Here is a 16,003-nt window from a genome sequence, read left to right on the forward strand (position 1 = left end):
GCTGGCCCAACGGTGAAGTGTCGGCGGCGTCTGCGAATCTGCCCCGCTGTTCCGGAGGCGCCGGGACAGCGGAAGGAAGTCCAGCAATGTCCCGGTCAGCGGCCGACTCCGTCAGTAAAGTTCCGTCAGTGATCACGGGTGAGCTGAAGAGCAAGATCGACCGCGTCTGGGACGCCTTCTGGTCGGGCGGCATCAGCAACCCTCTCGAGGTCATCGAGCAGATCACCTACCTGCTCTTCATCCGCCGCCTCGACGACATCCAGACGCTGGCCGAGAAGAAGGCGCGCATCACCAAGGCCGACGTCGAGAACCCCGTGTTCCTGCCGGGCCAGGCACATCTGCGCTGGAGCCAGTTCAAGAACGCCTCCCCGGAGGTCATGCACAACACCATCGCGGACGAGGTCTTCCCGTTCCTGCGGAGCATGGGTGACGGCACGACCTATAGCGAGCACATGAGGGACGCTCGATTCACGATCCCAACCCCGGCGCTGCTGTCGAAGGTCGTCGACATGCTCGACGACATCCCGATGGCCGACCGAGACACCAACGGTGACCTGTACGAGTACCTGCTCTCCAAGATCGCCTCCGCTGGGGTCAACGGCCAGTTCCGCACTCCGCGCCACATCATCGAGCTAATGGTCAAGATGACCGCGCCACAGCCCTCCGATGAGATCTGCGACCCGGCGTGCGGCACCGCCGGCTTCCTCGTCGCCGCCAGCGAGTACGTCCGCGACAACCACGCCGAAGCGCTGCTCGACTCGGCGCAGCGCAAGCACTTCCACGCCTCGATGTTCCACGGCTATGACTTCGACTCCACGATGCTCCGCATCGGCAGCATGAACATGTTGCTGCACGGCATCGAGTCACCCGACATCCGCTACCGCGACTCCCTCTCGGAGGGAGCCGCCGGCGACGCCGACAAGTACACGCTCATCCTCGCCAACCCGCCCTTTGCCGGATCGCTCGACTACGAGTCGACCGCCAAAGACCTGCAGCGGACCGTCAAGACCAAGAAGACCGAGCTGCTCTTCCTCGCGCTCTTCCTGAAGCTACTCAAGCCCGGTGGCCGCGCCGCCGTCATCGTCCCCGATGGTGTCCTGTTCGGATCCAGCACGGCGCACAAGGCTCTGCGCAAGACTTTCGTCGAGCACCAGAAGCTCGACGCCGTGGTGAAGCTGCCGTCCGGCGTCTTCCGGCCGTATGCCGGCGTCTCCACTGCGATCCTGTTCTTCACCAAGACCAACTCCGGCGGCACCGACAACGTCTGGTTCTACGACGTCCGTGCCGATGGGTTCTCCCTGGATGACAAGCGAAACCCGGTCGAGACCAACGACCTGCCGGACGTGCTTGCCCGCTGGAAGTCACTCGAAGCCGAGAACGACCGTGCCCGCACCGAGCAGTCCTTCCTCGTCCCCAAGGCCGACATCGTCGCCCAGGGCTACGACCTGTCGCTGAACCGCTACAAGGAGATCGTCCACGACGAGATCGAGCACCGCGCGCCGCTCGACATCATCGCCGACATCGAGGTGCTTGAGGACGAGATCGCCAAGGATCTCGCCGAGTTGAAGGCAATGCTCTGATGACGGCCACCGCCCTGGCCGACGTCGTCGAAATCGTCATGGGACAGGCGCCGCCAGGGAACGCGTGCAAGAGGGATGGAGTTGGCACACCGTTCGTGAAGGCCGGCGAGTTTCAAGATCGACGTCCCGTCATTCGCGAGTGGACGACCAAGCCGCTCAGGATGGCGCAGCACGACGACACACTCGTGTGTGTCGTTGGCGCCACCGCAGGCAAAGTCAACCAAGGCGCCGACTGCGCGATCGGCCGCTCGGTCGCAGCAGTCCGCCCGCGCAAGGACAGCATCGACCCCGAGTTCCTCTACCGGTTCCTATCGACAACGGTGGCCCGCCTCCGAGGAGGCAGCCAAGGCGCAGCCCAGGGCGTGATCACGAGGGAGATGATCGGCAGCCTCACCCTGAGGCTCCCACCCCTCCCCGAGCAGCGCCGCATCGCCGCGATCCTCGACCACGCTGACGCCCTCCGCGCCAAGCGCCGCCAAGTCCTCGCCCACCTCGACTCGCTGACGCAGTCGGTCTTCGCAGAGATGTTCTCGGAAGGTGCGTTTCCGTTGGAACGCGCGGGAGCGCTCATGCCAGACATGCGCAACGGCTTATCACCGGCGACCGCTGGAACACACCAGGCTCAGGTTCTGACCTTGTCTGCCGTCACGCAGGGGCCCTTCGATCCGTCGTCCGTGAAGGCTGGAGTATTTGCCGTTGAGCCGCCCGCCGACAAGCGGATCACTGACCGCGACTTCCTCATGTGCCGTGGCAACGGTAATAAGGCGCTTGTTGGGGTTGGCACCTACTCCAAGGAGAACCGTCCCGACCTGGTCTTTCCTGACACCGTGATCGCGGGGACCGTCGACACGGCGATGGTGAGACTGCCGTTTCTCGAAGCCGCATGGAAGCGCCGCGAGGTTCGCGCGCAGATCGAGGCAGTTGCTCGAACCACGAATGGCACCTACAAGGTGAACCAGAAGACCCTCGCTGGCGTAATGGTCCCTGTGCCGCCGCTGGATCTTCAAGATGCTTTCGCGACGCGAGTCGCTCGTGTTGGCGAACAAGTCCGCGCGGTCCGTCGCGCAGCCGAGTCCGACGACGAACTCTTTGCCTCTCTCGAGTCCCACGCCTTCCGAGGGGAGCTGTGACCGATGCCCGTTGAGATGAGGATGTGGCGGATCGACGGCGACGAGCCGAAGCCGCTGGCGACGTCAGTGCTCCCTGCCGAGAAGGACCTGCACGAGTTCCTCAAGCGCGACCCCTCCCTGCTCGGCGACCGCCTGTTGGTTATCGGCAGCGAGGTGATCACGCCGTACGGACCACGGCTCGACCTGCTCGCGATCGATGCCGAGGGCAATCTCAATCTGCTGGAGCTCAAGCGCGACAAGACTCCGCGAGAGGTCGTTGCCCAAGTGCTCGACTACGGTTCGTGGGCCTCGACCTTGTCCCGGGACGACATCATCGACATCGCAACGAAGCACCTCGACCAGCCGTTCGAAGCCGCGTTCGAGGATGTCTTCGGCAGCGCTCCGCCCGACGAGCTCAACGGACATCTCAGCCTCACCATCGTGGCTGCCGAGCTCGATGCCAGCTCGGAGCGCATCGTCAACTACTTGCGTGATTTCGGGGTCCCGGTCAACGCGGTCTTCTTCTCCTATCTCGAGGACGACGGGCGTCGGTACCTTGCCCGCTCCTGGCTCACGGCATCGGACGACGAGACCCCGCAGGCAACCACGGGAAGCAAGAAGAGCAAGCGCGCAGCGTGGAACGGGAAGGACTGGTACATCTCCTTCGGTGGCGGCGACCGCGTGTGGGAGGACGCCCGCCAGCATGGCTTCATCTCTGGTGGCGGCGGAAAGATGTGGTCGCAGGACATGCGGGCCCTCCCGAAGGCCGCTCGCGTCTGGGTCAACGTGCCGCCGATGCGTTACGTGGCGGTCGGACGAGTCCTGGCGCCGGCGGCACGTTTCGAGGACGCCCAGGTCCGCATCGGCGGCAACTGGGGGCCGCTAAGCGCCCAAGCGTTGCAAGGCACCTACCCTGACGATCCGGCGACTCCAGACGACAACGCCGAGTGGGTCGTGCCCGTCGAGTGGATCGACGCCCGTCCTCTCGACGCTGGCTTCTGGGAGAAGGGCATGTTCGCGAGCCAGCACAGCGCCTGCAAGCTGCGCCAGGAGTTCACCCTCGGCCGACTGGCCGACCATTTCAACGTCGACGAGGGCGAGTAGACAACTGCGATGGGGAACTTCGACTTCGTCCGCCAGACGCTGCCGTCACTCCATGACGACTGCGCCCGGGCTGAGTCGTATCTGTCGTCGGATCCGCGCTCCGCATGCTTCTACAGCCGTCGCGTCGTGGAGGAGCTGGTCGGCTACCTCTACGACGTCCTGTCGCTACGGACTCCGTACCGCGATGATCTTGCCGCCAAGATCGGTGACCCCGCGTTCAAGGCGAAGGTGCCGCAGGGCATCGCGCAGAAGCTGACCGCGATTCGCCGGATCGCTAACACCGCGGTGCACGAGAACCGCCAGATCCGGCCAGATGTGTCGCTCGCGGTGCTGCGCGAGCTGTTCAACGTCGTGGTGTGGACGTCGTATCATCACTCACCGTCCCCCGACGTGGTGCCGCTGCAGGACCAGTTCGACCCAGCCCTCGCCGACAAGGCCGCTCCGCTGTCGCGCGAGGAGGTTGCGCGGCTGGCCGCGAAGTTCAAGGAGCAGGACGAGGCCCACGCCCGAGAGTTGGCCGAGAAGGACGAGCGTCTCGCTGCCCACGAGGCCGAGATCGCGGAGTTGAAGGCGCAGATTGCCGCGGCTCAAGCTGCTGCCGCGCCGGACACCCGCGACTACGACGAGGCTGCCGCCCGGGACCTGTTCATCGACGTTCTGCTCCACGAGGCCGGTTGGGAGCTCTCTGAAGAGCGCGATCGCGAGTACGAGGTTGCGGGCATGCCCAACGCCGAGGGCAAGGGATTCGTCGACTACGTCCTGTGGGGCGCAGACGGCCTGCCGCTGGCCGTGGTGGAGGCAAAGCGCACCGCGAAGTCACCGGAGGTGGGCCAGCAGCAGGCCAATCTGTACGCCGACTGTCTGGAGAAGCAGTTCGGCCGTCGTCCGGTGATCTTCTACACCAACGGTTACGAGCACCGGATCTGGGACGACGCCGGTGGCTACCCGCCCCGAGAGACCCAGGGCTTCTACACCCACGACGAGCTGGAGCTGCTGATCCAGCGCCGCCGGACCAAGCAGGCTCTGTCGAGTGCTCCGGTGAACACCGACATCGCCGGTCGGCCCTATCAGGTGCGTGCGATCAAGGCGGTCGGCGACGCGTTCGACCGCAAGCAGCGCGCGGCGCTGCTGGTGATGGCGACAGGGTCGGGCAAGACCCGCACCACCATCGCGCTCGTCGACCTGCTGCAGAAGGCGAACTGGGCCAAGCGAGTGCTCTTCGTCGCGGACCGCACCGCCTTGGTCAACCAGGCCGCCAACGCGTTCAAGGAGCATCTGCCCGGCTCTACGACCGTGAATCTGGTGACTGAGAAGGCCGGCGAGGGCCGCGTCTACGTGTCGACGTACCCGACGATGATGAACCTGATCAACGAGGTCGACGGCGGCCTGCGGCGGTTCGGTCCCGGCTACTTCGACCTGATCGTCATCGACGAGGCACACCGCTCGGTCTACGCCAAGTACGGTGCGATCTTCGACTACTTCGACGCCATGCTCGTCGGCTTGACCGCGACGCCGAAGGACGAGGTCGACCACAACACCTACCGGCTGTTCCATCTCGAGGACGGCGTCCCCACCGACAACTACTCGCTCGACGAGGCCGTCGATGCGGGCTATCTCGTACCGCCCAAGGGCATCAGCGTGGGCACTCAGTTCCTTCGTTCGGGCATCAAGTACGACGACCTGACCGAGGAGGAGAAGGACCAGTGGGATGCGCTGGACTGGGGTGAGGACGGTCCGCCGGACGAGGTCGGCGCCGAGGAGCTCAACCGGTTCCTATTCAACGAGGACACGGTCGACAAGGTCCTCGAAACCCTGATGATGCAGGGCTACAAGGTCGCCGGCGGGGACCGGCTGGGCAAGACGATCATCTTCGCCAAGAGCCAGAAGCACGCGGAGTTCATCGAGAAGCGGTTCAACCTCGCCTACCCCGAGCTCGCTGGCCACTTCGCCCGCGTCATCACCCACGGCACCCCGTACGCCCAGTCCCTGATCGACGACTTCTCGATCAAGGACAAAGCGCCTCACATCGCCATCAGCGTCGACATGCTCGACACCGGAATCGACGTACCCGAGGTCGTGAACCTCGTGTTCTTCAAGATGGTGCGCTCCAAGTCGAAGTTCTGGCAGATGATCGGCCGCGGCACGCGCCTGTGTCCGGACCTGTTCGGCCCCGGCGAGGACAAGGAGGACTTCCTCGTCTTCGACTTCTGCGGCAACCTCGAATACTTCAGCCAGGACCTGCCCGGTTCGCAGGGGCAGACCCAGAAGTCACTGTCCCAGCGGCTCTTCGAGGCGCGGCTTGGGCTCGTCATCGCCCTCGGCGACGCCGAGCCTGAGCTCCGGTCGTCCACGAAGGAGACCCTGCACGAGGTCGTCGCCGGCATGAACCTGGACAACTTCGTGGTCCGCCCGCACCGCCGAATGGTCGAGAAGTATGCGTCGGCGGAGGCCTGGAGCAGCATCGTGCCGGAGGACTCCGAGGGGCTGCTCACGCTCGCTGGTCTCCCGTCGTCCGTCCGTGACGACGACGAGGACGCAAAACGCTTCGACCTGCTCATCCTGCGCCGCCAGCTTGCCCAACTCGACGGCGACGCCGTCCTGGCCGAACGGCTGCGCGAGACTGTGCAGCGCATCGCCGCTGCGCTGCTCGGCAAGACCACCATCCCGAGCGTCGCCGAGCAGGCCGTCCTGTTGGAGTCGGTGGCCGGAGACGAGTGGTGGATCGACGTCACGCTCCCGATGCTGGAGCTCGCGCGGCTGCGCATCCGCGGCCTCGCGCGGTTCATCGAGAAGACGCCCCGCAACCCGATCTACACCGACTTCGAGGACACCATCGGCGAAGGCGTGGAGGTCGTGCTCCCCCGCGTCACGCCCGGCACGAACTTCGAGCGCTTCCGGGCCAAGGCCGAGGCGTACTTGCGCGAGCACCTCGACAATCTCGCCCTCCAGCGCCTGCGCCGGAACAAGCAGCTCACGCCCGAGGATCTGACGGAGCTGGAGCAGATGCTCGTCGCCTCGGGCGGTCAGCAGGTCGACATCGCCTGGGCGACCGAGTCTGGCGGCGGTCTTGGCATCTTCGTACGCAGCCTGGTCGGACTCGACCGCCCGGCTGCCGTGGAGGCATTCGAAAACTATCTGGACGGCACCCGGTTCTCCGCCGACCAGATCCGCTTCGTCAATCTCATCGTGGACGAGCTCACCAGGAACGGCGTCATGGAGCCGGCTCGTCTCTTCGAGTCGCCGTACACGGATCATGCCCCGACAGGCCCCGACTACTTCTTCCCTGATGTCGATGTCGAGGTCATCGTCGACACCCTCCAGCACATCAAGCAGACTGCTGTGCCGAGCGACGTGGCCTGACGTATGTGGATCGGTGACATCGATGTACCTCAGGCCGTACTCGACGCTGCAGAGGCAGGCACGCTTGTTCTCTTCGTGGGAGCTGGTGCGTCGCGCGCACATCCAGCCGACCTGCCGGACTTCGTGCAACTGGTGCGCAACATTGGCGCACTCGTCGGGCGCGAACCGACGGACGATGAAGTCCGCCACCCCGATGTCTTTCTGGGCCAGCTTCAAGACAACGGTAACGACGTGCATCAGCTGGTGGCGAATGCAATTGACCTGCCTGGATCGCAGCCGAACGCCCTTCACCAGGCGATCATGGGACTTGCACTTGCGTATCCGAGTCCGCGGATAGTGACCACCAATTACGACCGGCACCTCACCTCGTCCGCGACCGCGGCTTCCCTGCGACGTTTACGAAGCTCCTGCCTTACCCGTGGGAGATGACTTCGAGGGTGTGGTGCACCTCCACGGGTCGTTGTCACAACCGAGCCGCTGGCTGGTTGTTACGGACACCGACTTCGGCCGCGCCTACCTCCGGGAGGCGTGGGCAGCCAGGTTCCTCGAGAGGATGTTCTCGAAATTCACGGTCGTCTTCATCGGCTATAGCCATGGCGACGTCGTGATGCAGTACTTGGCTCGTTCCCTCGGCCCGGATCAGCATCGATACGTACTCACCGATGATGAGCAAAACGCAGAGTGGCGCCGCCTCGGGCTGAAACCGATCTCGTATCCGAATGATGCAGGGAACTACGCCGCCTTGCCAGCGTCGCTCGAGCGGTGGCGAGCCTTGGCGTCAATGGGGCAAGTCGAGCATTGGGCACGACTTGCAGGTCTCCTTTCTGCGGCACCGCCCACCATCCCTGAAGAAGTCTCGTACGTCGAGGCTGCGCTCGCCCACCCGGAGTGGGTCAGGTACTTCGCGGAGAAGGCGAAGTTTGATGACGCGGACCGCAGCCAGCGGTGGTTCGCTTGGATGGAAGCCCGCCCTGCTTTCCTGGCCCTGTTCTCGCAGGACGCGGCCGGCGAGCCGACTTCTCGCACGCTCATGTGGTGGATCGCCGACCGGTACATCCTCACGGAGGAAGGCTCCGGGATGGCACTGCGCGCCTTCAGGGATAGGCCCTGGCCATCCGACACCTGGTACGCCATCACGCAGGCGATCTTCTCTTTCAGCGGCACGTTCCCGAAGTGGCTCAATCCATGGCTTCAGCTTGTTCTTCAGAACGCCCCGACCCGCGAGCATGACCTCCTCGACATGATGCTTGTCGACAAGGACTGGTCCACGAACTTCGATCTCGCCCTCATGGTGTTCGAGGATCGGACCCGTCCACATCTGAAGCGAGCCTTTGACCTTGGCGGATCGTCCGACCAGCCGCGCTTTGAGGTAGATCTCTGCGGCGACGAGCATTGGCTCACCGACAACTGGACGAAGATCTTTCTACCGGTAGTCGACCAGCACTTCGCCCAATTCCTCAGCCTGACAACAGAGCAGATCTCGCGGGTCTACCGAAGCCTGCGCGGACTGGATCCTGAAGGTTCCTTTGATCCAATCTCGTTCTCGCGGTCAGCCATCGAACCCCACGAGCAAGACGCCCATCGCGACCCCATCGACGTCCTCATCGATGCGGCGCGCGACTCGATCGAAGCAGCTCTCTCCCAATCCGTTCCCACTGGCGAGGGGTATCTGGAGGTCTGGAGCTCCTCACCCTGCACGATCCTCCGACGCCTCGCCGTCCACGGCTGGCGAGTGCGGAGCGACGTTGGCCCAGATGCCAAGCTGGACTGGTTATTCACGAAGGACCTGCTCTGGGATCTGCTGCTCCAGCACGAAGTCTTTCAACTGATCCGAGATGCCCTCCCGGGCGCAAGCGCCGATGTAACTCGGAGGCTCATTGAAGCCGCTATCGCCGGCCCTCCGGGGAATGACGATGAGCACTCGCCGTACCGGAGTTACAACCTGCTCGGTTGGCTCGCGTCCTCCGCACCTGAACTCCGGATGGCAGCGTCCGCCTTTGAGCAGGCGCAGGCTGCCCACCCCGAATACGGCCAGAGAGAGCATCCAGATCTGAACCGCTATGCGACCTCCGGCGTGGTCGAAGATGCACCTCCGTTCTCCGCAACAGAGTTCCACGAGATGGTCTGCGAAGACCCGGCTGCGGCGCTGGCCAGCCTTCGCGCGTTCGAGACTGAAACACACGCACTCAGCGGTCCGACTCGGACCGGCGCACTCCGCTCCCTTCAAGCATGCGTTTCGATGTACCCCCAGGATGGGGCGCGGGTCGCAGCCGCGCTACAGGACGGTGACAGGGACATCAGGGCGTCTCTCATCTACGGCTGGGATGATGCCGCGCTTGATGCGGCTCAGATCGAGCAAGTCCTCGCGATCGTCTCCGGTTGGGATCACGATGAGATCCGCCGACCCGCATCGTCGATGCTCTCGAATGGTGGAGACCCCGAACACCCCACTGCCTGGCACCAGCATGAGCCAGCTCGGACGCTGGCATCCAATCTCTGGCCCACGGGCGTTGTGGACGGAGCAATCGTCAGCGGGGCAGACATCGTTATGGAGGCGATCAATCACCCCGCAGGGGACCTTGCCGAGTTCTGGACGAAGGTCGTCCAGTGGGAATGGACCGAGAACGAGTCGACCTGGGAAGGTCTTCCTGAGTCAGTCGCCACCGAGATCGATCGACTGGTGTCGGACGTCGATCGTAACGGGCTCCTGGCACGCACGTTCCTGGCCTCCCAGCTGCACTTCTTCTTTGGCGCCGACCGTGAGTGGTGCGAGGACCGACTTCTTCCACTGTTCGATTGGACGAATGAGGTGGAGTCGAGAGGCGCATGGCAAGGCTTCCTGACATGGGGGCGTTGGAACGACGGGCTGCTCAAAGCAGGACTGCTCGACGCCTATGTGGCGACCACGACGCACGCCGAGGAGCTGCCCGACAACATCCGCCGTCAGTTAGCGGTCCATCTGACATCGATCGCGATGTTTGCCCCGGTTGAACCGGCGACGTGGTTGACACGCTTCGTGGTCGACGCGTCAGAGGATCTACGAGTCTCCTGGGCTCAGGAAGTCGGGCGCGCCCTGGCGCAACTTGAACCTGGCGAGGCACCCGCTCAGTGGGATCGATGGATGCGTGCCTACTGGTCCGGTCGCAATCAGTCTGTTCCGCTGCCATTCACACGCGCCGAGGCATCTGCGACGGCCGGCTGGGTCGTCGGGCTGCCCGGCGTGCGGAACCAGGCAATCGACCTTGTCCTGGGATCCGAGGCGGGCGTCGACGACCACGGCGGATTCCTCTACTGCCTCCAGGACTTGGATCTTGCGGCAGAAGCAAGCGACTGGGCTCGCCTTCTGACTCATCTCCTGAAGAACACCAACGGGCCGCAGTGGGCCATCGGGCACTACCTCCGGGAGATCGTTCCCAAACTGCGTGAAGGGAACCCCGCACCGGACCTCACGGCGCTGATCAATGAAGCCATGCGCTTGGGCGCCACGGACGCGGCCGACTGGTAGGAACCCTCTACGGTCGGGACAGACCCGCCCATGGAACCCGACGCCTGCATCCCGCAGCTCACCAACATTCTGCGCTTCTGCCGCCGTCCCGGCCCTCCGCACCCATTCATGATCATTAGCGGCTCTCTGATCCGCCATCCAGATCGCCCTCTTCACTCGCCCCTAGAGTCGGCGCGCATGCTACGAAAGTAGTAACCCAGCGCGCCGAAAATGCACGCTGACCTGCTGATATGTGGTTGTCGACGGTTGTTGATGGAGGCGGTTTCAATGCACGGCGGCATGAAGGTCTACCGCGGCGCCGCCGCGGCCGCGCGCACTACGTCGAGGCGACCGCTCCCGGTCTGATGACTACTACCTCGCCGAGGGCAGCGGTCTCGCGATGCTGTTCGTCGCCCGCCACGACGAGCGCGGCGCCGTCGATATCGAACGCCGGCCCGACATGGACGGCGAGGCCTACGTGGGAGGAGAAGCGGATGGCGCTGGCCGAAGCGGCGCTGGACGATCTCGCCGCCCCCGAACGGCAAGAGCTGACCGTGACCGACCTGTTCCGCCAGCCCAAGCGGCGAGTGGACCCGAGCGAGTCGCATCTATTCCGAGGTATCCGCGGGGCTAGGCGTGGCAAGTGGGGCTCAACGTCAGAGGCGCGGTACACAATCGGCACGTGACCGAAACCTCTTCAACGAACACGGGTCAGCCGCGAATTGAGCCGCAGATCCTCGCGCAGGCTGTCCAGCAGTGGAACTCGGGGCAGCACGAGCCAGCTAAGCAGGCGATCCGGCCTTATGCAGATGCGGGCGACCCGATAGGCCAACTCTTGCTTGCCTGGTTTCTTCATCAACAAGGGGAGCCGGGCTGGAGGGAGGCAGTGCAATACGCGCGCGGGGCGATTGAGGCGGGCATACCGCAAGCCGCATCCTACGTCGTGCCGAATATGATTAATGATCCAAGTCTGCGAGTACAGGGCTATGAACTTGCCCGCTTGGCCTCGCTTCACGGAATTAACGTCATCGATCCGGTAAGTCAGGTGCTCAATTACAGCAATTCTAATGATCTAGCCGCACTTGCTGCAATGATCCAGGCACCGTTTCCCTGGTTTGCTCCAATTACTCCTCAGGGCTGGGCGTCCGCCGTGGAGTCGGCCCAGCATAATTCGGTATCAATATCTGAGCTCGCGAAGGACATCAATGCGCGCGCGGGAGCCTTGAGTGCTGAGATGGAGGCGATCAGGACCAGAGTGAGTGCGCAGGCGACAAATCTTGCTTCGTTCATGACCCAGACCACCAACGCGGAAGCGTCGAGTCACTTCGAGGCGGAGGCCGCGGCTAGCAAGACCGAAGCGAAGAGCGCGTGGAAGATTGGCGTCGGCGTTGTTGTTGGAGCCGCGACGGTTTCATTGCTTCCCCTCGTTGCCCACTACTTCAAACTTTTCACGGGGAAAGGCCCAGATTTTTCTCAGGCGCAACTTGTAAGTATCCATGTCACGGCCGCTCTTGCGCTCGGAACTCTAGCTGGCGTGCTGTTAACGCGGTCGCGAGTGCGAGATCGCAATCGGCAGCGCAACACGGACCTGTCCGTGGCGTTGAAGATGATGTTCTCCTACGCCCAGCAGATAGAGGACGAACGCGAGCGGCAGCAGTTCATCTCCGCGAATGGCCGAGTGGTGTTGGAGGCCTACCTGCGCCAAGACGCACCGCCGACCGAAGACCCGCAGTCGTCCGGAGTCTTTGCCGGCTTAGTCGGTAGGTAAGGCTTGCGACGCGATAGAAGCGGATCACCTGGGCAGCGCGCCAGTCTCGCCGGTGGGCGGTGGGCGGTGGGCGGTGGGCCCAACACGCGTCAGTCTGGGCTACTAGAGACTTCTAGCAGGGCCGGTGTCTGGCCAGACTCGGTCTAGGTATCTGGCGGGCTCGCTCTCTTCTGGGCTGCCCAGTTCGGTTCGGACTGTGGCTCTCTTCCGGTCTGCGGCCCGCCGGGTGCCGTGACGAGGCGTGGCTCCAGAGGGGACTGCCCTGCTCGTAGTAGCACTGCCCACCTCGCCCTCCGATCGGTACGAGCGCAGGTAGGAGCATCTCTATGACACAGGTGATCATCGGGGTCGATCCCCACAAACTCTCCGCAACCATCGAGGTCGTCGACCACGACGAGCGCAAGCTCGGCAATGGCCGCTTCACCACCGACAAGGCCGGCTACGCCGCAATGCGGAAGTACGCCCGCGCCTGGCCAGAGCGGATCTGGGCCGTCGAAGGGGCCAATGGCGTTGGCCGACCACTGGCCCAACGCCTTCTCGAGTCCTGCGAGGAGGTCCTCGACGTGCCCGCCAAGCTCGCAGCCCGAGTGCGGCTCTTCGACACCGGTCACAACCGCAAGACCGACGCACATGACGCCCACGCGATCGCCATCGTCGCCGTCCGTACCCCGGAACTGCGGGTGCTCAAGATCGACGGCGAGCTCGAAGCCCTACGGATGTTGATCGAACGACGCGAAGCGCTGACCCGTCGTCGGGTCCAGACAGTTTGCCGACTCCAGGCACTCCTGGCCGAACTCCTGCCCGGGCAACGCAAGGCCGACATCACTGTCCTGCAGGCCAAGAAGATGCTCGCCAGCGTGCGGCCCCGCGACGTCGCAGGTAAGACCCGACGACGTCTGGCCGCCGAGGAACTGGCCGAACTCACAACGGTCGAGACCAAGATCAAGAAGTCCACGATGGAACTCAAAGAGATGGTCGAAGCCCGCGGCTCACACCTCATGGACCTCCACGGCATCGGCCCAGTGGTGGCGGCACGGATCCTCGCCGACGTCGGTGACGTGGCCCGGTTCGCCGACCGCAATCGGTTCGCCTCCTGGACCGGCACTGCACCGCTCGATGCCTCTTCGGGTGAGCAGAACCGGCACCGCCTGTCCCGGGCGGGGAACCGGCGGGTCAACCACATGATCCACATCGCCGCGGTCACCCAGCTACGCCTCGACACCGAGGGCCGGGCCTACTACCGGCGCAAGAGAGCCTCAGGGAAGAAGCAGAAGGAAGCGATTCGCTCTCTGAAGCGACATCTGTCCGACGCCATCTACCGTCAGCTCGTGGCTGATGCCCAGCTCGCGCAGGGCGCGGACCCGGGAGGGCACTGCGGGGCGTCACTCACATCCAGCGCGGCCGACTTCCACCCGCGTATCGGCACTTCGGATCAGCCACTCCCGGACCCGCCCGCACGACGCTACGCCGCTGCATCACACTCTCGGAACACTCCAACACCTGTGGCACTTCAGAACGCGGGTTGACAACAGAGGGGAGCCGGATCGACGCGTCCCTGCTTTCGTGAATCAGCGCGGCCAAGCGCCTCGCCACAATCGGAACGCACTGACAATCTCGGCGGGGTCAACGAACGTGTCGAAGGCCAACTTGGCCCGCTCGACACTTCCTGGGTCGCGCAGCACCTCGGCGGTCCAGTCGACGCCTTGTCGAACGTCGGCACCGACCTCAGCGTGGTCTAGGAACTCCTCAACGACGTGAATGGCTCATGGCCGTGGCCGATCCGCGTCAGACCGCCAGCCCGGTGCCGGATTGACGCCACGCGGAGGCCTTGAGCGGCCTGCAAGTCGAGTAGATCAATTGGGTTGGAATCTGGCTACTCAACTTCCGCTGGACGGCGCATACTGAGTAGATCGTTTAGACAACGGATCGCCTACTCAACTTGCAGGAGCGCCCCCGCCATGGGCCGAGGACGACCGTCACGGGAGACCGTGTACGCGCGCCTGGAAGCCGGCGTCACGGAATTGAACAGCCGCCTCGGCGGGCTCCCCTCGCCGAACGAGTCCCAGTTCATCTGGTCGGACATCTGGCACCTCGAAGCCCATCACTCCACGGCCCTGGAGGGCAACACGCTCGTCCTCCGTGAAGTCGAGGCGCTGCTGGACAAGGGCCGAGCCGTCGGCGCCAAGCCACTCAAGGAGTACATGGAGGTCCAGGGCTACGGCCAGGCGGCTCAGTGGGTCTACAACCAGACGCTCGAGCCCTCGCACTGGCACGCCGGCAACCTGGTCAGCATGCACGAGGTCCGCACCATTCACTCCGTCGCGATGACACCGGTATGGGGAGTTGCACCACATCCGGAGGCGACTGAGCGCGGGTCACCCGGCAACTTCCGCGAACATGACATCCATCCCTTCGACGGCGGCATGACTCCGCCGTCGTGGCCTCTCGTGCCTGCGCAGCTCGACGGCTGGGTCCAGCGCGTGAACGACCACGCGGAGGTCTTGCACTCACGACAGACCTCGCGGCCGTGGCCAGAGGAGCTGGCTGTCATCCATAACGAGTTCGAGTGCATCCACCCGTTCATCGACGGCAACGGGCGAACCGGACGTCTGGTCCTCAACCTGCTGCTCGTCCGGCTCGGCTACCCGCCCATCGTCATCTTGAAGCAGCACCGCCCGCAGTACCTGTCGGCGATGCAACGCGCAGACAACGGAGACTACGGCCCACTCGGCGAGCTACTCGCTCGGGCGATGTACGACAACCTCAACCGGTTCATCGTCCCCAACCTCGCGGGCCCCGCACGACTCGTCTCCCTCGCGGCCCTGGTCAGCAATGACTTCACCCTGTCGGCACTCCGACAGGCTGCCCAACGCGGCCGGCTCGAGGCCTACCAAGGAACCGACGGAACCTGGCGCAGCAGCCGCAAGGCCGTCGACGCCTACAAGCGCACCAAAGGCCAGCGGAGGTCCTCAGGACGGCGCCCAAGTGATACGAACGCTCAGCAGGAGCGGCACATCTCAGGGCGCGCACGGCAGGAGTGACGAACCTTGGCCCCAGCGCTTGACTAAGACCGTGTCCACCCGGTTGCTGATCATGTCCGACACCCACGTGCCCCACCGCGCTCGCGATCTGCCGGCCGAGGTCTGGGCAGCGGTCGACGAGGCCGATGTCGTGATCCACGCTGGCGACTGGGTCGACGTCAGCATTCTGGACCAACTGGAGCGACGGTCACGACGACTCCTCGGAGTGCACGGCAACAACGACCACGGCGTTCTGCGTGAGCGCCTGCCCGAGGTCGCCCGCGCTGACGTGGACGGCGTGCGCCTGGGCGTCGTGCACGAGACGGGCCCCGCGCAGGGCCGCGAGCGCAGGTGCAGTGACCGCTTCTCCGACCTCGACGTGTTGGTCTTCGGACACAGTCACATCCCGTGGGACACGACCACGGAATCGGGGCTGAGGCTGCTCAATCCCGGCTCGCCCACCGACCGTCGGCGGCAGCCACACTGCACCTACATGACTGCTGTGGCCGACGCCGGAAGCTTGGCGGACGTCAGATTGCACCGCCTGCCGGCTCGCGCTCCACGAAAGGCGTGAGCCG

Annotated in this window: 10 protein-coding genes; all 10 read left to right on the plus strand. The window is 64.4% G+C overall.

The genetic code is table 11. The annotated features are described in order from the left end of the window. The first annotated feature begins 128 nt into the window (after positions 1–128). The 10 genes from LH076_RS12795 to LH076_RS12845 all read left to right on the plus strand — a co-directional run bounded on the left by LH076_RS12795 (position 129) and on the right by LH076_RS12845 (position 15,999). Positions 129–1,580, plus strand: a complete 1,452-nt coding sequence (locus LH076_RS12795; RefSeq protein WP_227781121.1) for a type I restriction-modification system subunit M — start codon at positions 129–131, stop codon at positions 1,578–1,580. Then, positions 1,580–2,710 carry a restriction endonuclease subunit S gene (locus tag LH076_RS12800; protein WP_227781122.1) on the plus strand — a complete coding sequence of 377 codons (1,131 nt, stop codon included), beginning with the start codon at positions 1,580–1,582 and terminating at the stop codon, positions 2,708–2,710. Before LH076_RS12795 ends, LH076_RS12800 begins: the two co-directional genes overlap by 1 nt. 3 nt (positions 2,711–2,713) lie before the next feature. Continuing rightward, positions 2,714–3,793 (plus strand): hypothetical protein, encoded by a 1,080-nt coding sequence (locus LH076_RS12805; RefSeq protein WP_227781123.1) that lies wholly within the window; start codon positions 2,714–2,716, stop codon positions 3,791–3,793. A gap of 9 nt (positions 3,794–3,802) precedes the next feature. Next, positions 3,803–7,153, plus strand: coding sequence for a DEAD/DEAH box helicase family protein (locus LH076_RS12810; RefSeq protein WP_227781124.1), 3,351 nt, complete (start codon positions 3,803–3,805; stop codon positions 7,151–7,153). Between the two features lie 3 nt (positions 7,154–7,156). Next, entirely contained in the window at positions 7,157–7,582 is a 426-nt protein-coding gene (locus LH076_RS12815) for a hypothetical protein (protein ID WP_227781125.1), read from the plus strand. Next, the gene (locus LH076_RS12820; RefSeq protein WP_227781126.1) at positions 7,572–10,658 is read left to right on the plus strand and encodes a DUF4020 domain-containing protein; all 3,087 of its coding nucleotides are present in this window, start codon (positions 7,572–7,574) and stop codon (positions 10,656–10,658) included. The genes LH076_RS12815 and LH076_RS12820 overlap by 11 nt, the downstream gene beginning before the upstream one ends. Positions 10,659–11,319: 661 nt before the next feature. Continuing rightward, the gene (locus tag LH076_RS12825; RefSeq protein ID WP_227781127.1) at positions 11,320–12,405 is read left to right on the plus strand and encodes a hypothetical protein; all 1,086 of its coding nucleotides are present in this window, start codon (positions 11,320–11,322) and stop codon (positions 12,403–12,405) included. A 335-nt stretch (positions 12,406–12,740) separates the two neighbouring features. Then, positions 12,741–13,931 carry an IS110 family transposase gene (locus LH076_RS12830; RefSeq protein ID WP_227781128.1) on the plus strand — a complete coding sequence of 397 codons (1,191 nt, stop codon included), beginning with the start codon at positions 12,741–12,743 and terminating at the stop codon, positions 13,929–13,931. A 495-nt stretch (positions 13,932–14,426) separates the two neighbouring features. Further along, complete coding sequence (locus LH076_RS16950) at positions 14,427–15,446, plus strand: Fic family protein (protein ID WP_321573703.1); 1,020 nt, start codon at positions 14,427–14,429, stop codon at positions 15,444–15,446. Positions 15,447–15,477: 31 nt separating this feature from the next. Further along, positions 15,478–15,999, plus strand: coding sequence for a metallophosphoesterase family protein (locus LH076_RS12845; protein WP_227781129.1), 522 nt, complete (start codon positions 15,478–15,480; stop codon positions 15,997–15,999). The last annotated feature ends 4 nt before the right edge of the window (positions 16,000–16,003 follow it).

Origin of the sequence: Nocardioides sp. Kera G14 (assembly GCF_020715565.1) — a bacterium.
Lineage (GTDB): Bacteria > Actinomycetota > Actinomycetes > Propionibacteriales > Nocardioidaceae > Nocardioides.